Genomic DNA, 18,684 nt, shown 5'->3' with positions numbered 1-18,684 from the left:
TCAGGCCATCCCCGGGTTGCCGGCCACGCCCTGCAGTTCGGGCAGGTTGAGCTTGATCGGCTTCACCGTCTTCACGTCCTTCAGATAGCGCGCCATCAGATCCCAGATCGGTTCGCCGCCGGCGTTCTTCGCCTCTTCCGACACCGGCGCCCAGCCGGCGACACGATAGGTCTTCGACGCTTCGAGCGGCTTGCCGTTGAGCGTCATGCCGCTGATGCGACTACCCATCTTCGCGGTCGGATCGCAGCGGTACTGCAGCCCGCCGACGCGCACCATGTCGCCGCCCTGCTGGTAGTACGGATCGGGGTTGAACAGGTTGTCGCAGACGTCTTCCAGCACCGTCTTGATGAATTCACCGGTCATCGGCGTCAGCGTCGTGTACGGGTAGGTGATGGCGGTCTGGTCGAGCAGGTTCTCCATCGTGATGGCATCGCCCGGCAGCAGGCTGGTGCCCCAACGGAAGCCCGGCGAGAACGCGATCTCGGCGTCCTTCATCTTCATCAGCCCGTCGAGGATGAGCTGGTCGAAGCTGCCGTTGAAGTTGCCGCGGCGATAAAGCAGGCCTTCGGTCACCGCCAGCTTCTCGTTCAGCTTCGCCTCATACGGCGCGCGCATCTTCGTCAGCAGCGCCGCCATGTCGGCGTCGGCCGGAACCAGGTTGGAGAACACCGGCAGCAGGTGGTAGCGGAAGTCGCTCACCTTGCCGCCCTTGACGTCGAAATCCAGCACACCGAGGAACTTGCCGTTGGAGCCGGCGTTGGTGACCAGCGTCTGGCCGCCGCCGTTCTTCACGATGACCGGTGCGGGCACGCCGTCGTGCGTGTGGCCGCCCATGATGGCGTCGATGCCGCGCACGCGCGAAGCCATCTTGATGTTGACGTCCATGCCGTTGTGCGACAGCACGACCACCACCTGCGCGCCTTTGGCGCGGGCGGCGTTGACATGCTCCTGCATCGACTCGTCGTTGATGCCGAAGCTCCATTCCGGCGTGAAGTAGCGCGGATTGGCGATCGGCGTGTAGGGGAAGGCCTGGCCGACGATGGCCACCAGTACGCCGTTGATCTGCCTGATCACGAAGGGCGGGAACACCTGGTCGCCGAAGTCGGTGGTCTTCACGTTCTGCGCGACGAAGTCGATCTTGCCGGCGAAGTCGCCATCGACGATCTGCTTCACGCGCTCGGCGCCGTAGGTGAATTCCCAGTGGCCGGTCATCACGTTGACGCCGAGCAGCTTGCAGGCATCGACCATGTCCTGGCCCTTCGTCCATAGCGACAGACCCGAACCCTGCCAGGTGTCGCCGCCGTCGAGCAGCAGCGCGCCGGGCCGGCTGGCCTTCATGCGCTTCACCAGCGTCGCAAGATGGGCGAAGCCGCCGACCTTGCCGTAGGTCTTCGCCGCCTGCGCGAAGTCCAGATAGGTGAAGGCGTGTGCCTGCGCCGTGCCGGGCGCGATGCCGAACTGCTTCAGCAGCTTCTCGCCGACCAGATGCGGCGCGCGACCGGCCATGTCACCGATGCCCAGATTCACGTCCGGCTCGCGGAAGTGGATCGGCATCAGCTGCGCATGGCAGTCGGTGAAATGCAGCAGGCTCACGTTGCCGAAACGCGGCAGCTCGTACATCTGCCCGGCCGCTGCCGCGGCGCGGGCAAAGTCGCTGTGCAAGGTCATTCCGCCGGCGCCGGCCAGCGCCAGCAGCTGCAGGAACTCGCGGCGGTGCATGCTCATCGGCGCATCACTCCGCGTTGACCGGCGACTTCGGGTCGAGCAGCAGGGCCACGATGTGGCGGATCTGCTTCTCGTCGAGGATGGCGTGCGCACCGAAGCGCGGCATGTTGGTACATGCGGTATAGGCGTTCGGGTTCCAGATCTTGCCCCACACGTATTTCTGCGTCGCCTCGGTGTTGCCGTGCAGCTTGCCGTACTGGTAGAGGCTGGGGCCGATCGTGCCGAAGGAAATTTCCTTCTTCGTGATGCGGTGGCAGTTGTAGCAGTTGCCGCCATTGGCATCGCCCGCCTTGTCGCTCCAGGTCAGGCCGCGACCACTCTGCGCGATCTTCTCGCCCTCCTTCCAGTCGCCGAGATAGTTGCCGTCGGACGGCCACTTGATGGCGGCCATCGCACCTTCCTGGATGCGGTCGCGCAGATCGTCGTCGATGTGATGGCCGTGCTTGGAGCAGGCGGTCATCACTTCGTCCTGCTGCAGGCGGTCAGTCTTGACGATGCCCTGTTCGCGGAACGAACGTGCCATCACTTCCGCGGTGTCGCGGTCATACGCCGCCTGCTGTTCGGCACTCGGGCGGCCACCGGCACAGCCGGCGACGGTAGCGAGGGTGGCGAGCGCGAGTGCGGTGTTGCGCAAGGTCGTGTTCATGTGTCGTCTCCTCAGCGCTTGATCGAAGGCGCGGTGCTCTCGCCGGCACCGTTGGCGGTCACCCCCAGATAGGTTGACAGCGCAATGGTCACGTCGGACCCATACAGCGGATAGGGGAAGCGCTGCTGGCGGAAGCAGTCGTTCAGCCGGCGCTGTATGCTCCACAGTTCGCCGCTCGACACGCGGTAGGCCGGCCACGCACCGAAGCCGCGCGCGGCGTCCGGGCCCTTGGTCAGGTTGGGCAGATCCTGCAGGCGGATGCGCTTGCCGTCCTCGCCATGACAGGTGACGCAACCGAAATCATGCGTGCCGCCACGGTAGTTGAAGGCGCGCTTGCCGATCTCGTACATGCGCTTCTCTTCCGGATGCGACGTGGGCACATTGAACTTCATGCCGCGCGACTCGGCGGAAATCCACGCCACCAGCGCCTCGATGCTCTTCTGCTCGCCCTTGCCGAAGGGCGTCTTCGCGACCTCGTCCGCAGGAATGCCCTGCAGCGTTTCCATGCAGGTGAGCAGACGGGATTCGAGGTCCTGCACCCGCTTGGTGTCGGCGAAGTAGCGCGGCAGCGTCACGAAGGCGCCCTTCACCACGCCCGGGCCCTGGCCCAGGTCGCACTTCTCCAGCGAGGCGTTCTTCGGGCCGCGCGCGGTGCGCCACAGCTCCTCGCCCTGCATTTCCCACAGCTCGGCGGGGTTGCCGTCGGCCAGTGCCTCGCGGTACTTGGCAATGCCTTCGGCGGTGGCGTCAGCGCCTGCCGGCATCGCCGGCAGCATCAGCGCCAGAGCCGATGCGGCAACGCATGTGGCGTATCGGGTGCCTTTCATATCTCTTCCTCCAGTCCTGCGTGTGATGACTCGACTGTATGCGGGACTGACCTTCGTGAGGTCGTCCTGTCTCTTTGGTGGAGTGCGCCGACGCTGCACGCCGGTCGGGGCGTCAGGACACGACGACTTCGTCGGTACGCTTCTCGCCCTTGTTGTCCACCCAGCTCACGCTGACCTTGTCGCCCTTGGCGCCGCCCTTGAACTTGAACTGCAAGTAAGGGTTCTTCGACACTGCCGGGCCGAACTGACCGGCCAGCACGACGCGGCCATTGTGGGTGGCGGTGATTTCGGTGATGTGGTGCGCCGGGATCAGGGCACCGGACGCGTCCTTGCGCTGGCCGGTCTCCATGTCGTGGCTCATCAGGATCTTCACTTCGGTTTCGGTGCCATTGCTGGCGGCGCGGATGCGCATCGGACCTGCTGCCATGTCTTGCTCCTTGAATGTACGGGTGTCGGGGACGTCCGGGGCTCAGCCGCCGCAACCACCCAGTGTCACCTTGATTTCCTTGGTGGCCATGTAGAAGCTGCCACCGGCCTTGACCAGCGCGAACACGTTCGAGGTCTGACCCATCTTGACGCGCGTGCTGACGTCGGCGGCTGTGCCCTCGGGCAGCGTGAAGCTGGCAGCCAGCATGCTCGGGTTCTTCTCGATCAGGATGGCGATGAACTCGGTGCCCGGCAGCGTGCTCTTGACGGCGACCGGCACGACGGCGCCGTTCTCGGCGATGTCGGGCGCATTGATCTGCACGTCCTTCGAGTCGGCCGGTTTGCCTGCGCCGAGCGCCTTGAGCGCGTCGTCCATCGTCTTGGCGTCGAATGCCGCCTTGTCCCATGCTGCCTGCGCCACTTCCGGCGTGATCAGGCCCGCCGCAACCAGCACGCCGAACAGGCCCAGTGCGCCCCCGGACTTCAGGGCTTCTCTTCGCTGCGAGTTCATCTACTTCCTCCTCAGTTTTCGGGCGAACCCGACAAGATCCATTTCACCAACGCGCTGACGTCGGCATCGCTGACCTGCGCTTGCGGCGGCATCGGGACGTCGCCCCAAGCGCCGCTGCCGCCATTCCTGATGCGGGCGGCGAGACCGGATTCTGCACCCTTGTCGTCCTTGTAGCGCTGCGCAACGTCGCGGAAGGCCGGGCCGAGTATCTTGCTGCCGACACCGTGGCAGCCGCTGCAGCCGTGCTTCTTCATCAACTCGAGCGCCGCATGCGGCTTGGCGACGGGCGCTGCAGTAGCGCCCGTCTTCTGGCCGCGCACCGGGCCGACCACACGGTTCTGCTCGGCCAGATTGCCGTGCGCATCGCGGGCGTAGTCGGGCAGGCTGGAGCCCAGAGTGATCTGCGTCTTGCAGTTCTTCATGCAGGCGACGTTCTTCACGTCCGGCTTGCCTTTGACGTCCCACAGCCCGTGCTTCGTCGTCATGCCGTTGCGGTTGGGCATGCGCTTCTGTACTTCGGCGATGTTCTTGTCCGACAGCACATAATCGGCCGGCACGATCTCACCCAGATTCAGGATGTAGGCAAGCACGGCGTAGGTGTCATCGGCGCTGAGCGACTTCGGTGCATTCCACGGCATCGCACGGTGAATGTAATCCCACAGCGTGGATACGGTGGCCACTTTCATCAGCGTCGTGCGCTGCGGCGCGTCACCGCGGATATAGGCGCCGACGCGGCCCTTCTCGATGTCTTCCTTCGTCGTACCGCCGACGATGGGCGTGAACACCTCGTTGCTCTCGCCGAAGGTACCGTGACAGGACGCGCACTTGCTCTCCCACACCTCCATGCCGCGATCGACCGAGCCGGAACCGGGCGGCAGGCCGGTGAAGTCGGGGCGTACGTCGATATCCCAGGCCTTCACCTCGGCCGGCGTGGCGCTGCGACCGATGCCTTCGTACTTGCCGGCGGCAAGGGTGGCGCCCGCGCTCAGTGCGAGTGCGGCAGCGAGGGCGAGTTCAGTAAACCTGGACATTGCTCACGTCTCCGCTTTCCGCCAGCTTCCACGACTGGATGGCGTTGTTGTGATAGATCGAGCGCGTGCCGCGCACCTCGCGCAGTTGCGCGTAGTTCGGCTGCACATAGCCGGTGTCGTCCATCGCGCGTGACTGCAGAATGGCCGGACTGCCGTCCCACACCCAGTCGATGTTGAAGCGGGTGAGCGCCTTCGACAGCACCGGTGTTTCCAGCCGGGCGGTGCGCCAGTTGCGGCCGCCGTCGGTCGATACATCCACCCGCTTGATCTTGCCGCGGCCCGACCAGGCGAGGCCGGAGATGTTGTGGAAGCCGCGGTCGAGCAGGGTCTGTCCGCCCGACGGCGTGGTGATGACCGACTTGCACTCCTGGATCGACGTGTATTGGCGGTGGGTGCCATCCGGCAGCAGGTCGATGTAGTGGATCGCCTCGTCCTTGCTGGCCCAGGGCTTATCGCCGACCTCGATGCGGCGCAGCCACTTCACCCAGGACACGCCCTGTATGCCCGGCACCACCAGGCGCAGCGGGTAGCCGTTCTCCGGACGCAGCATCTCGCCGTTCTGACCCCAGGCGACGAGCACATCGTCGAGCGCGCGGTCGAGCGGGATGGTGCGCGTCATGCTCGAACCGTCGGCTCCTTCGGCCAGCACGAATTTCGCGCGCTTCATGTCGATGCCGCAGTCGTCGAGCAGCACCGAAAGCGGCACACCGGTGAATTCCGAACAGGACAGCATGCCGTGCGTGTACTGCACGGTGGGCACCGCGACATTGCCCCACTCCATGCCGGTGTTGGCACCGCACTCGATGAAGTGGATGCGCGACACCGAAGGCAGGCGCATCAGGTCGTCCATCGTGTAGACGCGGGCTTCCTTCACCAGACCATTCACCATCAGGCGGTGACGTGCCGGATCGATGTCGTGCCAGCCCTGGTGATGGCGTTCGAAATGCAGGCCGGACGGCGTGATGATGCCGAACAGACCTTGCAGCGGCGCGAACGACACCGAGGCGGCGGCGACCCGGGTCAGGCCCGGGCTCTCCCGGCGCTTCAACCCGGATTCATACTGCGACGGTGTGCCATACGGCCGCTCGGCCACCGGGCGGCCCAGCGTGGTGCTGTGCTCGGGTAGCGTCAGAATGGCCGGGTCGCCCTCGGCAGCGCGCGCGGCACCGGTGCCGGCCGCCACCGCAGTCGCGGCGACGAACGCGTTGCGCAGGAAATCGCGCCGACCGGCGGCGACCTCGCCTATCTGTTCAGGTGTAAGAAAGCCTTCGGGTGCGCGACGGATGCGCCCCGGACGGACGGGTGGCTGGGACATGTCTTCTCCGTGACTATTCGGACGCGATTTCGAGCGCGCGGCCGACCTTCTTCAGCGAGGCCTTGCTGGGTTTGCTGGGCAGATTGAGCGCGCTGCCCGACGCGATCTGGATGCAGACGGTGCGGCAGATCGACGGAAAGTTGGGGTCGATCAGCTTGTAGAAGACCATGCTGCCGTCCTTGCGGCGGCCGACGATGCCGGCGCGGTACAGCATGTTGAGATGGCGGGATGTGTTGGTCTGGCTCAGACCGGACTGGCTGACGACGTCGGCGACAGAGCGCTCGCCATCGCACAGGCAGTGCAGGATTTTCAGCCTTGCCGGCTCGGCCAGCAGTCCGAAGTAATCGGCCACCGACTCGAATACCTTGTCCAGCTCCGGATCGTGTTCCATTGCTGCTCCTCATATCGTTTGAATTGAGCATATGCGCGATTGCGCATATCTGCAAGAAAAAATTTATCGATCTTTTGACTTGAGGGTGCGCGGTTTTTTGTCTAGCGTGTCGATAGTCCGCAACGAGCGCCTGCGCCAGAACGGACGCAATGGAACCCCAGTGCAGATACCGAGGAGGAAAAGAATCTTGAACAAGACATTGCCAGGGCTGACTCTGGCACTGCTGTCGCTGAGCGCGACGGCGGTGTATGCGGCGGATCCGAATCTCGGCCGCAATCTTGCTGCAACCTGTGCCAACTGCCACGGCACCGACGGCAACAGCGTCGGTGGGATGGAAGTGCTGGCGGGCATGCCCAAGGGCAAGATGCTCAATTCGCTGAAGGCTTTCCGCAACGGCGAGAAGCCGGCAACCATCATGCACCAGATTTCGAAGGGCTATACCGAGGCTCAGCTCGAACTGATCGCGGACTATTTCTCGTCGCGCACGCCGACCGGAGGTGGCAAATGAGCATCGGACGTCGCAGTTTCATACAGGGCACGCTGGGCGTGTCGGCCATGGCGGCACTCTACGGTTGCGCCGGTGCCGGCAAGGGCAAGGGCCATGTGGTGGTGGTCGGTGGCGGCTACGGCGGCGCCACTGCAGCCAAGTACATTTCGATGTGGAGCAATGGCGGCATCCGCGTGACGCTGGTCGAGCGCAACGCCGCCTTCGTTTCGTGCCCGATCTCCAATCTGGTGCTGGCTGGCGAGAAGCAGCTGTCGGACATCACGGTGGGCTACGAAGGGCTCGCCAAGTACGGCATCAAGGTGGTGCAGGACGAAGTGACCGCGGTCGATGCCGACAAGCGCGTGGTCAAGCTGGCAAAGGGCGGCGATCTCGCTTACGACAGGCTGGTGCTGTCGCCGGGCGTGGACTTCATGTACGACGGGCTGCCCGGGCTGCAGTCGGCCGCAGCGCAGCAGGCCATCCTGCACGCCTGGAAGGCCGGTCCGCAGACCGTGGCGCTGCGCAAGCAGCTCGAAGCGATGCCGGATGGCGGCGTGTTCGCGATGACCATTCCGAAGGCGCCCTATCGCTGCCCGCCCGGACCGTACGAACGCGCTTGCATGGTGGCGCACTACTTCAAGACGAAGAAGCCGAAGTCCAAGGTGCTGGTGCTCGATGCCAACGAGGAGATCGTGTCGAAGAAGGGCCTGTTCCTGAAGGCCTGGGCCGACAACTACAAGGACATCATCGAGTACCGCCCGCAGAGCGAGCTGCGCGACGTCGATGCCGGCAACCGTACGGCCATCCTCGAGTTCGATCAGGTGAAGGCGGACGTGCTCAACGTGGTGCCGCCGCAGCGCGCCGGCGACATCGCGGCGAAATCGGGGCTGAAGCTGATCAACAACCGCTGGGTGGACATCAACTGGCTGACGATGGAATCGACCAGCACGCCGAACATCCACGTGCTCGGCGACGCCATCTTCCCGGCGCCGACCATGCCGAAGTCGGGCCATATGGCGAACCAGCACGCGAAGCTGGCTGCCGCCGCCATCGTGAACCTGATGGCCGGTCAGCCGCCGTCGGATTCGCCGCTGGTGATGAACACATGCTACAGCTTCGTCGATGCGTCCAACGTCGTGCACGTGGCGTCGGTGCACGCCTACGACCCGGCCACCAAGCAGGTGCAGCCGGTCAAGGGCGCCGGCGGCCTGTCCGCGGGCCCGACCGAGATGGAAGGCAAGTTCGCGCTGGCCTGGGCGAAGAACATCTGGGCCGACATGCTCGTCTGATCGCGCCGTCTTTTCCGCCCCGGGGCGGCTCTCCGACAAGGGGAGCCGCCCTTTTTTCATGTCCGCGCATCGGCCGCGCCCCCGCTATTGACCGGGTAGAAACCCTCGATACCGGGCGTGCTCGTCCGGATTTTCCCCGCCCTCCTCGCCGCGTAGAACTGTCGGTGTCATGCGATGCGCCCGCAGCGGTGCACGCACGACGGACAACAAGGCAGTCATGCCCACAACAAGGACAAGGAGGAAGAAGGATGAGCCGTGTACTCAAGCGGACGGTAACGGTATTCGCACTTGCGCTGCCGGTGGCGGTGCAGGCGGCGGCAGGTGACTGGGAGCTCAGTCTGGGACTGATGTCGGTCAATGCGGACATGGATTCACCGGTGCTGGGCGTCAACGCATCGGACCGGGTGACGCCGGTGATCAACGCAAGCTATTTCCTGACCCGTCAGATCGCGCTGAATACCGCAGCCGGTATCGCGCGCCACCGCTTCAGCCTCGGCGGTGCCACGCTGGGCCGGGCTTCGATGGCGCCGCTGAATCTCGTGGCGCAGTGGCATTTCCTGCCTGAAGGGCGCTTCCGTCCCTATGTCGGCGTCGGCGTGCACCACACGCTGTTCTTCGACCAGGAAGGACCGGTCTTCGACCAGCTCGCCCGCTTCAAGTCCGATACCGGCCTCGTGCTTCAGGCCGGCGTCAGCTGGTCGGTGTCGGAGCGCTATTTCGTCAACCTGGACTACAAGAAGTTCTATCTTGAAACCGACGTGCGCTTCTCCGGAGCGCCCGCCCGTGTGGAACGCATCGGTCTCGATCCCGACGTGTTCAGCCTTGCGTTCGGCATGCGCTTCTGAGCGACGGCGGCGGCCATGCGGGATGACCCTCCAGTGCCTGATGGCGTGGCCGTCGTCGTCGATGCGCGCGGCAGCCATTGCCCGGGCGCGCTGATGGAACTGATCGTGGCGCTCAAGCACGCGCGGCGCGGAGAGTTCCTGCTGGTGCTGGCGGACGACCCCGGTTCGGCACGGGAGATCCCCGAGTGGCTGGCCAAGGTGGGTCAGCGTCACGTGTTCACCCGCAGCGAGCAGGGGGTTCTGCACATCATGGTCGAGAAGACGCGTGGCTAGGGGCTGCATGCGCATCATGATCGTCGGCGCCGGCATCGGTGGCACGATACTGGCCAACAGGCTGGCGAGGCTGCTGGCACCGGAGCTGCAGCGCGGCGAGGTGGATGTGGTGGTGCTCTCAGCGTCTCCAAGACATCTCTACCAGCCCGGACTGCTGCATCTCGCGCTCGGACAGACCACGGTGGATGCGTTGTATCGCGACCAGCGCGCGCTGCTCGATCCGCGCATCGCGCTGCTGATCGACGAGGTGGTCGCCTTCGCGCCGGACTCGAAGCAGGTCCGGGGCGCCCGCGGCAATGCCTACAGCTACGACTGGCTGGTCATCGCCACCGGCTCGCGGGTGACGCCGGAGGAGGTGCCGGGCCTGGCCGACAATGCGCATGGCTTCTACACCGAGGCGGCGGCACTCAGGCTGGCTCAGGCTCTGCAGGCCTTCGACGGCGGCCGTGTCGTGGTGACCACCGGCGTCCCTCACAAATGCCCGATGGCACCGCTTGAACTGACTTTCCTGCTGCAGGACCTGTTCGTGCGACGGGGTATCGCGCCGCGGGTCGATCTGCTCTACACCTATCCGATCGGCCGCCTGCATTCGATCGAGGCGGTGGCCGAGTGGGCGCGCATCGAGTTCGCCCGCCGCGGCATACGCAGCGCGACCTACTTCAACATCGCAGCGGTCGATGGTGCCACGCGCACGGTGCACAGCGAGGAGGGGCTGAGCGTCAACTACGATCTGCTGATCGCCATTCCGCCGCACCGTGGTGCGGAGGCGATCGAACGCAGCGGTCTGGGGCCGCGCGGCTGGGTGCCGACGCATCGGCGGCTGCTCACCATGCAGGGGCGCGACGACGTGTTCGTGCTCGGCGACACCACCAATCTGCCGGTGAGCAAGGCGGGCTCGACGGCCCGTTTCCAGGCCGAGGTGATCGCCGCGAACCTGGCCTCCCGCGTACGCGGCGGCGGCGACACCCATGGCTATGACGGCAAGGTGCTGTGCTTCATCGAAACCAGCCGTGACCGCGCCACCTACGCCGCCTTCAACTACGCTGAACCGCCGCGCCCGCACGCGCCCAGCCGCGCGATGCACATGGCGAAGACCTTCTATCACCGTCTCTACTGGTCGTCGCTGAGAGGCTTTCCATGACAGCCCGCGCTGAGGACTGGCGCACACTCCAGGACTGGTGTGAACGTGCCGGACTGACCGAGGCGCCGGGCGTGTTGGCGGATATGGCACGGAGCGGCGCGCTCGACCGCCTGGCCGCCGAAGCGATACGCGCCTGGAAACTGCATGAGGCCCGGCGCAGCGGTGACGGCGCGCCGGCCGCAGCGGAGGCGGACGGCCTGCAGCGGGTGTTCGAACTGATGGAAGATGGCTTCACGCCCGACATGGTGTCCGACGCTTCGGATCTCGTCGGCAGTGCGCTGCGCCTGCTGCGTCTGCTGAACAGTCCGGGCGTGGTCCGTCTGCTCGATCGTCTTGAGCGCGCGGCATCGCGCGACGACGGCCTGGAGCGCTCGGCGCTGCTGACGCTGCTTCAGGCCCTGAACGACGGGTCGGCGCGCGCCGCCGGCGCTGCGTCGCCCGGTGGAGCGGCTTCGCTGTTCCGCCTGCTGATGCGCCCGGACACTCAGGATGCGCTGCACTGGCTGGCCGTGGTGGCGCGCGGTACGCGCGGCGGCTGAACTCAGCGCCCGCCGAGACCGAGCGCGGCTTCGGCGTAAGACCGGAACTGCGCCAGCGCCCGCGCGATCGCGACGGCGGGGTCGCGGACGCGGCCCATGACCAGCGCACCCTCGATCACCACGAGCAGGTGCTCGGCCAGATCGTCGGCACGCACCGGAGGTGGCGCGTCCAGCAGCGCGATGATCTGCGCGAACTGCGCGCGGGCGCCCTCCATCCAGCGTTCCAGCGCGGCGGCGCAGGCCCGCCGCAGCGGAGAGGACGGATCGGACGACTCGTAGGCGAGGATGGCGAACAGGCAGCCTTCGCGAAAGCGCGCGTCTTCGCCGTACATGTCGCCGAGCAGGTCGAGGTAGGCGTGCAGCTGGCTGCGTGCGCTGCGCTTGCGCAGCGGCAGATGGGCCTGCATGCGCAGCCGGCCCTCCTGTTCGAAATGGTCGAGCAGAGCGAGGCCGAACCCTTCCTTGTCGCTGAAGTGATGGAAGAAGGCGCCCTTCGTCATCTGCGACAGCGTGCAGATCTCATCCACCGACGTCGCCGAGAAGCCCTTGCGCATGACGAGGTCGCGAGCAGTGTCGAGCAGTTCGTTCTTGCGGGAAGGGCGGCTCATGCGGGCGGCGCGGACGGAGTGGACAACCGCTTTCTAGCACGAGGCGCGACTGCGTGGTGGGCTCGGTCGCACGACAGATGCCGCGGTGAAAACAGGGGCGTGCGCCATCGGAGGCGATATGGCGCACGCGCCGCGGAAGTTTCCCCTTCTTCCCGGTCGAGATGCGACACCACGCGGGGGCTGCGCGGTGCGCGATGCGGTGCGGTCAACCGGCAGGTGCGGGCACGCACGCACCGGAGCCGCGACTCTTGTGCCCGCGACCGGCGCGGAGGGCCGGGCGCTCGGTCGCGGGATGTCGCCACTATGGCCGAGCGGCACGGGAGGCGGAAATCCGGTCGATTCCCTGTTCCGCCAAGGGGTTTCCCGCGCGGCCATGCGGTAGGCTCGTGCCGGTGCCGATCCAGCCGGAGTCCGGCGACTGGATGCACAGCGACTGCTTCACCAGCTCGGTCAGCGAGCGGGCGGCCATCTTGTCCATCACGTGCGCGCGGTGCGCCTCCACCGTCTTGCTCGACAGGCCGAGCACCTGTGCGATCACCTTGTTCGGCCGGCCCTCGACCACCAGATCCATCACCTCGCGCTCGCGTGGCGTCAGGCTGGCGTAGCGGTCGAGCAGTGCTGCGCGGGCGCTGCGGCAACGGCGCGTTTCACTGTTGAGTCCGATGGCCTGCTGCACGCGGTCGAGCAGGGTCTGGTCGTCGAAGGGCTTCTCCAGGAAGTCGAAAGCGCCGGCCTTGATCGCCTTCACCGCGTTGGCCACGCCACCGTGACCGGTGATGAAGATGACCGGCAGTCCGACATCGCGATCGCGCAGCCGCTGCTGCAGCTCAAGGCCACTCATGCCCGGCATGCGTACATCGAGCACCAGACAGCCCCACGGATCGGCGTCCATCGCGGCGATGAAGTCGAGCGCGTTGCGGTAGGTCCGGACGCGGAGTCCGATGGACTCCAGCAACCAGGACAGCGACGACGACACCGCGTCGTCGTCGTCAACCACGTAGACCGTCGGTTCCGTTCCGTCCATGCAGTGTCTCCCCCGTTTGCAGCGTGAACCGGAAGGTCGCGCCGTCGTTGTCGTTCTTTGCGAGCCAGAGTTGTCCGCCGTGTGCTTCGATGATGGAGCGGCTGATCGGCAGACCCATACCCATGCCTTCGTCCTTGCTGGTAAAGAAGGGCTGGAAGATGCGAGCGGGGTCGGCGCCGTCGATGCCGGGCCCCGAGTCGGCAATGTCCACGAAGGCGAAACCATCGTCTCCGTGACCCGTGGACACGCGGATTTCGCGGCACGGCGATGCGGCGGTCGTCATCGCCTCGATCGCGTTGCGCATCAGGTTCAGCAGCACCTGCTCGACTTCGATGCGCGACCCGCGCGCAGCCGGCAGATCGGCTCCCGGCGAGAACAGGATGCTCACGCCGTGCGCGCGCGCTTCCGAGCCGATCAGCGCGCTGGTGGCCTGCACGATGTCGTTGAGGTCGAGCGCAGTGAGCGCCGGTTCACGCTTGCCGAGGAAGGTACGCAGATTGCGGATGATGCCGGCGGCACGCTCCGCCTGCGTGCACACGTGTTCGAGCGATTCGAGCACCTCCGGTGCGGCTGCGGCCTGAGCGCGCAGGCGACGCAGCGACCCGCGCGTGTAATTGACGATGGCCGCCAGCGGCTGGTTCAGCTCGTGCGCCAGATTGGTCGCCATCTCGCCCATGGTGCAGGTGCGCACCACGTGGGCGAGCGCGGACAGGTGCTGCCGGTCCTGTTCCTCGGCGGCGCGCCTTTCGGTCATGTCGCGGGTGACGCCGAGCAGCGCGATGATGTGGCCATGTTCGTCGCGCAGCGGCGCCGCACTGGTTTCCATCCAACGCAGACGCCCTTGCAGGCTGGTCAGGCGGAATTCCAGTCGCCCGCTTTCGCCGCGGAACACCCGCTCGGTCAGTTCGATATAGGGCTGGCGATGCTCTTCGGCGATGAAGGAGAAGATGGAGCGACCGATCACCTGATCCGTCAACCGCGCGTCCATCATGGCAAGACCGGCCGGGTTCATTTCCAGCACGCTGCCATCGCAGGTATGCAGCTTTACGCACTCCGGCTCGGATTCGAGCAGCAGACGCAGCCGTTGCTCGCTCGCCGTCAGGCGCGCCTCGGCCTCGCCGTGCGCCGTCACCAGCGCGTCGCGCTCAGATTGCAGCGTCCGTATCGTCTGCGCCGCCTCCGCCAGTCGCTGCCGGTGCGTGCGCAGGGCCCATATCGACGAGGTGGCCAGCGCGAGCGTGGCGAGCAGACCGATGCCGGTCAGCGAATTCATGCCTGATGCACCGCGCATTCGACACCGGCTAAGGGAAATCCCTCGGCTGCGCCGGAGTTCGTCCGGATGGTGGCGCTGCCGTGCCGGCGGTAGCGTTGAGGCCGTTCCGGAGCACAGAACCGGGCCGGCGAGCCGGAAGGCATGTCGGAACGATGAGCGGCAGTCTTCACGATGGCTGATCCAGTGCTCCGGGCTGCTGCGTTGCAGCGACAAGAATGGCGGCGCCAATGCCTCCGCGTTACGACTATAAACATACCAAACGGTACGTCAACCGGTTTGCATGCGCAGCCTGGAGACGGTGTCGGACCGCACCCGGTGCGGCCGGCACGACCGACAACCAGAGGAAGGAAATCCTGATGAGCAAGCTGAAAGCCACCGCCCTTGCATTCGCCCTTATCGCCTCGTTCGGCGGCACGCTGCCGGCACAGGCCGACGAAACCTGCAATTCGCCCTACACGACGAAGCTGATCAAGGGGCAGGAGGATTTCGTCCACGCGTGGACGCTGGGCGTGAAGGGGATGGGTGACGAGTCCGACAAGCTGGTTACGGTGGACGTGAATCCGAAGTCGAAGGACTACGGCAAGGTCGTCCATTCGGTCACCGTCGGCGGCCGCGGCGAGGCGCATCACACCGGCTTCACCGATGATCGCCGCTTCCTGTGGGCAGGCCGTCTCGACGACAACCGCATCTTCGTGTTCGACATCGCCAGCGATCCGGCGAAGCCGAAGCTGGTGCACACGATTACCGACTTCACGCAGAAGACCGGCTACGTCGGCCCGCACACCTTCTACGCACTGCCCGGACGGATGATGGTGCAGGCCCTGTCCAACGACAAGGACCACGGCGGCCGTACCGGGCTGGTCATCTACAACAACAAGGGCGAGTTCGTCGAAAAGTACGACATGCCGACCGGCAAGCACGGCGACGTGATGGCCGACGGCTACGGCTACGACATCGGCATCAATCCGCAGAAGAACGCACTGCTTACTTCCAGCTTCACCGGCTGGAACAACTACATGATGGATTTCGGCAAGATGGTGAAGGATGCCGATGCGATGAAGCACTTCGGCAACACCATGGTCATGTGGGACCTGAAGTCGATGAAGCCGCAGAAGGTGATGAACGTGCCCGGCGCACCGCTGGAGATCCGCTGGTCGCTGAAGAACGGCGACAACTGGGCCTACACGGCCACCGCGCTCACCTCGAAACTCGTGCTGATCAAGCAGGACGCGAAGGGCGAGTGGCAGGCGAAGGAGGTCGGTACGGTCGGTGACCCGTCCAAGGTGCCGCTGCCGGTCAACATTTCGATCACCGCCGATGCGAAGGGGCTGTGGGTAAACACCTTCCTCGACGGCACCGCGCGCTACTTCGACATCTCCAATCCGGAGGCGCCGAAGGAGGTCTACCAGAAGGTGATCGGTTCGCAGGTCAACATGGTGAGCCAGAGCTGGGACGGCAAGCGGGTCTACTTCACCACCAGCCTGCTCGGCAACTGGGACAAGAAGGGCGGCGACGACCAGCAGTTCCTGAAGCTGTTCCACTGGGACGGCAAGGCGCTCAGCGAGAAGTTCTCGATCGACTTCTATGCGCTCAAGCTGGGTCGTGCGCATCACATGAAGTTCTCGGCCAAGCCGGCGAACACCGCCGGGCTGAAGGAGCGCTTCGCCGAACTCGCCTCGAACCGCTGAGACGAGACAGGCAGATGCCGATCCTCCGCCGCGTCCGCACGGCGGCGACGGCGCTGGTGCTGGGCGCCCTGCTGGCCGATGGCTCGCAGGGCGCATCCAACGCCGAACTCGCGCCCAGTACGCCGCATCAGGATTTCGTCGCACCCGCCGCGGGCAGCTACCGGTTGCCGCCGATACAGCGCTCGCCCAACGGGCGGGTGGTGGACATCGACGGCCGCACCTACGGGCTCGCCCGCTATACGCGGGAGCGCATCACGCTGCTGTCGTTCATGTACACCTACTGCGTGGACCCGGTGGGCTGTCCACTTGCCTACGCGACGCTGACGCAGTTGCGCGAGCGCCTGCTGCGTCGCCCCGACATGGCACGCCAGGTCAGGCTGGTCAGCCTGTCCTTCGATCCGTCGCATGACGATGCGGCATCGATGCGCATGTACGCCGGCGCACTGGCCGATCCGAAGAGCCCGGTGCGCTGGCACTTCCTCACCACACGCTCGGTCGCCGATCTGAAACCCATGCTCGACGACCTCGGTCAGGACGTGTCGGTCGAGCTGGACACCCAGGGGCGGCCGACGCGGGTGCTCAACCACATGCTCAAGCTCTTCCTGATCGATCGCGACGGACGTGTCCGCGAGATCTATACAACCGCCTTCCTGATGCCTGAGGTCATGTTCAATGACATCGAAACACTCCTGCTCGAAACGCCGCGTGCGCCCTGAATGCGTGCTCGCGCTGGCGCTCGCGCTGACCGGCTGTGCCGGCGAGGTGGCGCACGATACGGCCACGGCGGCCATCGCTGTGCCGCTCGGTCTGCCTGTCATGCCGCACCCGCCGGACAACCCGCCCACGGCCGTACGCATCGAACTGGGGCGCAAGCTCTTCTTCGATCGCCGGCTGTCGTTCAACGGCACCATGTCGTGCGGCATGTGCCATGTGCCGGACCACGGCTTCACCGCCAACGAGTTGCGCATGGCGATCGGCAACGAAGGTGCCACGGTGCGGCGCAACGCCCCCACGGTGCTCAACGTGGGCTACCACCCGCGCCTGTTCCATGACGGCCGCGAGGGGGAACTGGAAGCCCAGGTGTGGGGCCCCTTCCTTGCGCACAACGAAATGGCCAACCCGTCGATCGGCCACGTACTGGACAAGCTGCGCACGCTGCCCGACTACCAGGGCGCGTTCGAGCGCGCTTTCGACGGCCGCGGACCGACGGTCGAGACGGTGGGCCAGGCCCTGGCCAGCTATCAGCGTTCGCTGGTATCCGCCAATTCCCGCTTCGACCGCTACCGCTACGGCAGCGACGAGACGGCGCTGACCGCGCAGGAGCGGCAGGGGCTGGAGGTGTTCGCCGGCAAGGGACGCTGCACCACCTGTCACGCGATGGGCGAGCAGTCGGCGCTGTTCTCGGATTTCCGCTACCACAACACCGGCATCGGCTGGCTGCGCGGCTTGCCGCAGCCGCTGGTCGAAGTGCAGCTGGTGCCCGGATTGCAGACGACGATGACCGCCGAGCGCATCGATTCGATCGGCGAAAAGGTACCGAACGACGTCGGCCGCTTCGAAATCACGCTCGACCCGAACGACCGCTGGGCCTACAAGACACCGATGCTGCGCAACGTGGCGCTGACCGCGCCCTATATGCACGACGGCTCGCTATCGACGCTCGAAGCGGTGGTGGACTTCTACGACCGAGGCGGCGGTGGCGCGCCGGATCAGAGCCCGCTCATCGTGCCGCTGCATCTGGACGACGACGAGAAGACCGCACTCGTCGCCTTCCTGAAGACGCTGACCGGTGAGCACCAGCGCTGGGTGGACGAAGGCCTGCGCCAATCGACCTTCATGACCACGCTGAACCCGATCACCGACTCCGGCCCGGCGGCGACGGCTTCGCACGGCCGCTGAGCCGGCCCCCGCCCCGTGCCGTCCGGCGGGGCGAGGCGGCGCGTGCTTTTCGGCGCCGAACTTGCAACAATTGCGTCCTTTTGCGGCGCCGTCCGGGGCCGCGCACGCAATCGAGGGCACGCAGATGAGCATCAAGTCCGACCGCTGGATACGCCGCATGGCGCAGGAGCACCACATGATCGACCCGTTCGAGCCGGGTCAGGTGCGCCACATCGACGGCCGGCGCATCGTGTCCTACGGCACCTCGAGCTATGGCTACGACGTGCGCTGCGCGTCCGAATTCAAGGTGTTCACCAACATCAACTCGACCATCGTCGATCCGAAGACCTTCGACCCGAACTCCTTCGTCGAGATGGACGCCGAGTCCTGCATCATCCCGCCGAACTCGTTTGCGCTGGCGCGCACGGTCGAGTACTTCCGCATTCCGCGCAACGTGCTGGTGGTCTGCCTGGGCAAGAGCACCTATGCGCGCTGCGGCATCATCGTGAACGTGACGCCGCTGGAACCGGAATGGGAAGGCCACGTGACGCTCGAGTTCTCGAACACGACGCCGTTGCCGGCGCGCATCTACGCCAACGAGGGCGTCGCCCAGATGCTGTTCTTCGAGTCGGACGAGCCGTGCGAAACCTCGTACAAGGACCGCGGCGGCAAGTACCAGGGCCAGACCGGCGTGACGCTGCCCAAGATCTGACTGTTAAGGATTGTCTCGATCGGCCGCGCCCGCGGTCTGCAAAAATCGGTCAAGT

At 65.7% G+C, this 18,684-nt stretch carries 21 protein-coding genes; 10 read left to right on the top strand and 11 right to left on the bottom strand.

The window, feature by feature from the left end; all coding sequences use genetic code 11:
* The 8 genes from soxB to ACQ66H_RS01010 all read right to left on the bottom strand — a co-directional run bounded on the left by soxB (window position 1) and on the right by ACQ66H_RS01010 (window position 6,872).
* Complete coding sequence (gene soxB, locus ACQ66H_RS01045; RefSeq protein WP_430432446.1) at window positions 1–1,725, bottom strand: thiosulfohydrolase SoxB; 1,725 nt, start codon at window positions 1,723–1,725, stop codon at window positions 1–3.
* A 7-nt stretch (window positions 1,726–1,732) separates the two neighbouring features.
* Window positions 1,733–2,371: a sulfur oxidation c-type cytochrome SoxX gene (soxX, locus tag ACQ66H_RS01040; RefSeq protein ID WP_430432445.1), complete on the bottom strand. Its 639-nt coding sequence runs from the start codon at window positions 2,369–2,371 to the stop codon at window positions 1,733–1,735.
* A gap of 11 nt (window positions 2,372–2,382) precedes the next feature.
* Complete coding sequence (gene soxA / locus ACQ66H_RS01035; protein ID WP_430432444.1) at window positions 2,383–3,198, bottom strand: sulfur oxidation c-type cytochrome SoxA; 816 nt, start codon at window positions 3,196–3,198, stop codon at window positions 2,383–2,385.
* 112 nt (window positions 3,199–3,310) lie between these two features.
* Entirely contained in the window at window positions 3,311–3,625 is a 315-nt protein-coding gene (gene soxZ, locus ACQ66H_RS01030) for a thiosulfate oxidation carrier complex protein SoxZ (protein WP_020162952.1), read from the bottom strand.
* Window positions 3,626–3,667: 42 nt separating this feature from the next.
* Complete coding sequence (gene soxY, locus ACQ66H_RS01025; protein WP_430432443.1) at window positions 3,668–4,135, bottom strand: thiosulfate oxidation carrier protein SoxY; 468 nt, start codon at window positions 4,133–4,135, stop codon at window positions 3,668–3,670.
* Window positions 4,136–4,146: 11 nt separating this feature from the next.
* Window positions 4,147–5,166 carry a c-type cytochrome gene (locus ACQ66H_RS01020; protein WP_430432442.1) on the bottom strand — a complete coding sequence of 340 codons (1,020 nt, stop codon included), beginning with the start codon at window positions 5,164–5,166 and terminating at the stop codon, window positions 4,147–4,149.
* Window positions 5,150–6,481 carry a sulfite dehydrogenase gene (gene soxC / locus ACQ66H_RS01015; RefSeq protein ID WP_430432441.1) on the bottom strand — a complete coding sequence of 444 codons (1,332 nt, stop codon included), beginning with the start codon at window positions 6,479–6,481 and terminating at the stop codon, window positions 5,150–5,152. The genes ACQ66H_RS01020 and soxC overlap by 17 nt, the downstream gene beginning before the upstream one ends.
* 13 nt (window positions 6,482–6,494) lie before the next feature.
* Window positions 6,495–6,872: an ArsR/SmtB family transcription factor gene (locus ACQ66H_RS01010; protein ID WP_019915880.1), complete on the bottom strand. Its 378-nt coding sequence runs from the start codon at window positions 6,870–6,872 to the stop codon at window positions 6,495–6,497.
* 187 nt (window positions 6,873–7,059) lie between these two features.
* On the opposite strand from ACQ66H_RS01010, the gene ACQ66H_RS01005 reads away from it, so the two are divergent.
* The 6 genes from ACQ66H_RS01005 (at window position 7,060) to ACQ66H_RS00980 (ending at window position 11,446) form a co-directional block, all read left to right on the top strand.
* Window positions 7,060–7,380, top strand: a complete 321-nt coding sequence (locus ACQ66H_RS01005; protein WP_020162948.1) for a c-type cytochrome — start codon at window positions 7,060–7,062, stop codon at window positions 7,378–7,380.
* Window positions 7,377–8,648, top strand: coding sequence for an FCSD flavin-binding domain-containing protein (locus ACQ66H_RS01000; protein ID WP_430432440.1), 1,272 nt, complete (start codon window positions 7,377–7,379; stop codon window positions 8,646–8,648). The genes ACQ66H_RS01005 and ACQ66H_RS01000 overlap by 4 nt, the downstream gene beginning before the upstream one ends.
* Window positions 8,649–8,896: 248 nt before the next feature.
* The gene (locus ACQ66H_RS00995) at window positions 8,897–9,493 is read left to right on the top strand and encodes an OmpW/AlkL family protein (protein WP_430432439.1); all 597 of its coding nucleotides are present in this window, start codon (window positions 8,897–8,899) and stop codon (window positions 9,491–9,493) included.
* 15 nt (window positions 9,494–9,508) lie between these two features.
* Window positions 9,509–9,766, top strand: a complete 258-nt coding sequence (locus ACQ66H_RS00990) for a sulfurtransferase TusA family protein (RefSeq protein WP_430432438.1) — start codon at window positions 9,509–9,511, stop codon at window positions 9,764–9,766.
* A 7-nt stretch (window positions 9,767–9,773) separates the two neighbouring features.
* Entirely contained in the window at window positions 9,774–10,907 is a 1,134-nt protein-coding gene (locus ACQ66H_RS00985) for an NAD(P)/FAD-dependent oxidoreductase (RefSeq protein ID WP_430432437.1), read from the top strand.
* Window positions 10,904–11,446: a hypothetical protein gene (locus ACQ66H_RS00980; protein WP_430432436.1), complete on the top strand. Its 543-nt coding sequence runs from the start codon at window positions 10,904–10,906 to the stop codon at window positions 11,444–11,446. Before ACQ66H_RS00985 ends, ACQ66H_RS00980 begins: the two co-directional genes overlap by 4 nt.
* Before the next feature lie 2 nt (window positions 11,447–11,448).
* On the opposite strand, the gene ACQ66H_RS00975 is transcribed toward ACQ66H_RS00980, so the two are convergent.
* From ACQ66H_RS00975 to ACQ66H_RS00965, 3 genes are all read right to left on the bottom strand, one after another.
* Window positions 11,449–12,054 carry a TetR/AcrR family transcriptional regulator gene (locus tag ACQ66H_RS00975; protein ID WP_430432435.1) on the bottom strand — a complete coding sequence of 202 codons (606 nt, stop codon included), beginning with the start codon at window positions 12,052–12,054 and terminating at the stop codon, window positions 11,449–11,451.
* 301 nt (window positions 12,055–12,355) lie between these two features.
* Window positions 12,356–13,078, bottom strand: coding sequence for a response regulator transcription factor (locus ACQ66H_RS00970; RefSeq protein ID WP_430432434.1), 723 nt, complete (start codon window positions 13,076–13,078; stop codon window positions 12,356–12,358).
* A complete protein-coding gene (locus ACQ66H_RS00965; protein ID WP_430432433.1) occupies window positions 13,044–14,351 on the bottom strand; it encodes a sensor histidine kinase in 1,308 nt (435 codons plus the stop codon). Before ACQ66H_RS00965 ends, ACQ66H_RS00970 begins: the two co-directional genes overlap by 35 nt.
* Before the next feature lie 356 nt (window positions 14,352–14,707).
* On the opposite strand from ACQ66H_RS00965, the gene ACQ66H_RS00960 reads away from it, so the two are divergent.
* From ACQ66H_RS00960 to dcd, 4 genes are all read left to right on the top strand, one after another.
* Complete coding sequence (locus tag ACQ66H_RS00960) at window positions 14,708–16,039, top strand: selenium-binding protein SBP56-related protein (RefSeq protein WP_430432432.1); 1,332 nt, start codon at window positions 14,708–14,710, stop codon at window positions 16,037–16,039.
* 14 nt (window positions 16,040–16,053) lie between these two features.
* Window positions 16,054–16,755: an SCO family protein gene (locus ACQ66H_RS00955; protein WP_430432431.1), complete on the top strand. Its 702-nt coding sequence runs from the start codon at window positions 16,054–16,056 to the stop codon at window positions 16,753–16,755.
* Window positions 16,712–17,938, top strand: coding sequence for a cytochrome-c peroxidase (locus tag ACQ66H_RS00950; protein WP_430432430.1), 1,227 nt, complete (start codon window positions 16,712–16,714; stop codon window positions 17,936–17,938). The genes ACQ66H_RS00955 and ACQ66H_RS00950 overlap by 44 nt, the downstream gene beginning before the upstream one ends.
* A 124-nt stretch (window positions 17,939–18,062) precedes the next feature.
* A complete protein-coding gene (dcd, locus tag ACQ66H_RS00945) occupies window positions 18,063–18,629 on the top strand; it encodes a dCTP deaminase (RefSeq protein ID WP_019915891.1) in 567 nt (188 codons plus the stop codon).
* Window positions 18,630–18,684: the final 55 nt, after the last annotated feature.

This window comes from Methyloversatilis sp. (assembly GCF_965284615.1).
Lineage (GTDB): Bacteria > Pseudomonadota > Gammaproteobacteria > Burkholderiales > Rhodocyclaceae > Methyloversatilis.
This window is presented reverse-complemented; position numbering and strand designations above follow the sequence as displayed.

Coding starts and splice junctions, on each gene's coding strand:
- soxB (WP_430432446.1), bottom strand. CDS start 1,725: ATGAGCATGCACCGCCGCGAGTTCCTGCAGCTGCTGGCGCTGGCCGGC.
- ACQ66H_RS01010 (WP_019915880.1), bottom strand. CDS start 6,872: ATGGAACACGATCCGGAGCTGGACAAGGTATTCGAGTCGGTGGCCGAT.
- ACQ66H_RS00985 (WP_430432437.1), top strand. CDS start 9,774: ATGCGCATCATGATCGTCGGCGCCGGCATCGGTGGCACGATACTGGCC.
- ACQ66H_RS00975 (WP_430432435.1), bottom strand. CDS start 12,054: ATGAGCCGCCCTTCCCGCAAGAACGAACTGCTCGACACTGCTCGCGAC.
- dcd (WP_019915891.1), top strand. CDS start 18,063: ATGAGCATCAAGTCCGACCGCTGGATACGCCGCATGGCGCAGGAGCAC.
- ACQ66H_RS00965 (WP_430432433.1), bottom strand. CDS start 14,351: ATGAATTCGCTGACCGGCATCGGTCTGCTCGCCACGCTCGCGCTGGCC.
- soxA (WP_430432444.1), bottom strand. CDS start 3,198: ATGAAAGGCACCCGATACGCCACATGCGTTGCCGCATCGGCTCTGGCG.
- soxC (WP_430432441.1), bottom strand. CDS start 6,481: ATGTCCCAGCCACCCGTCCGTCCGGGGCGCATCCGTCGCGCACCCGAA.
- soxY (WP_430432443.1), bottom strand. CDS start 4,135: ATGAACTCGCAGCGAAGAGAAGCCCTGAAGTCCGGGGGCGCACTGGGC.
- ACQ66H_RS01020 (WP_430432442.1), bottom strand. CDS start 5,166: ATGTCCAGGTTTACTGAACTCGCCCTCGCTGCCGCACTCGCACTGAGC.
- soxX (WP_430432445.1), bottom strand. CDS start 2,371: ATGAACACGACCTTGCGCAACACCGCACTCGCGCTCGCCACCCTCGCT.
- ACQ66H_RS00960 (WP_430432432.1), top strand. CDS start 14,708: ATGAGCAAGCTGAAAGCCACCGCCCTTGCATTCGCCCTTATCGCCTCG.
- ACQ66H_RS00970 (WP_430432434.1), bottom strand. CDS start 13,078: ATGGACGGAACGGAACCGACGGTCTACGTGGTTGACGACGACGACGCG.
- ACQ66H_RS00990 (WP_430432438.1), top strand. CDS start 9,509: ATGCGGGATGACCCTCCAGTGCCTGATGGCGTGGCCGTCGTCGTCGAT.
- ACQ66H_RS00980 (WP_430432436.1), top strand. CDS start 10,904: ATGACAGCCCGCGCTGAGGACTGGCGCACACTCCAGGACTGGTGTGAA.
- ACQ66H_RS00950 (WP_430432430.1), top strand. CDS start 16,712: ATGACATCGAAACACTCCTGCTCGAAACGCCGCGTGCGCCCTGAATGC.
- ACQ66H_RS00955 (WP_430432431.1), top strand. CDS start 16,054: ATGCCGATCCTCCGCCGCGTCCGCACGGCGGCGACGGCGCTGGTGCTG.
- ACQ66H_RS01000 (WP_430432440.1), top strand. CDS start 7,377: ATGAGCATCGGACGTCGCAGTTTCATACAGGGCACGCTGGGCGTGTCG.
- soxZ (WP_020162952.1), bottom strand. CDS start 3,625: ATGGCAGCAGGTCCGATGCGCATCCGCGCCGCCAGCAATGGCACCGAA.
- ACQ66H_RS00995 (WP_430432439.1), top strand. CDS start 8,897: ATGAGCCGTGTACTCAAGCGGACGGTAACGGTATTCGCACTTGCGCTG.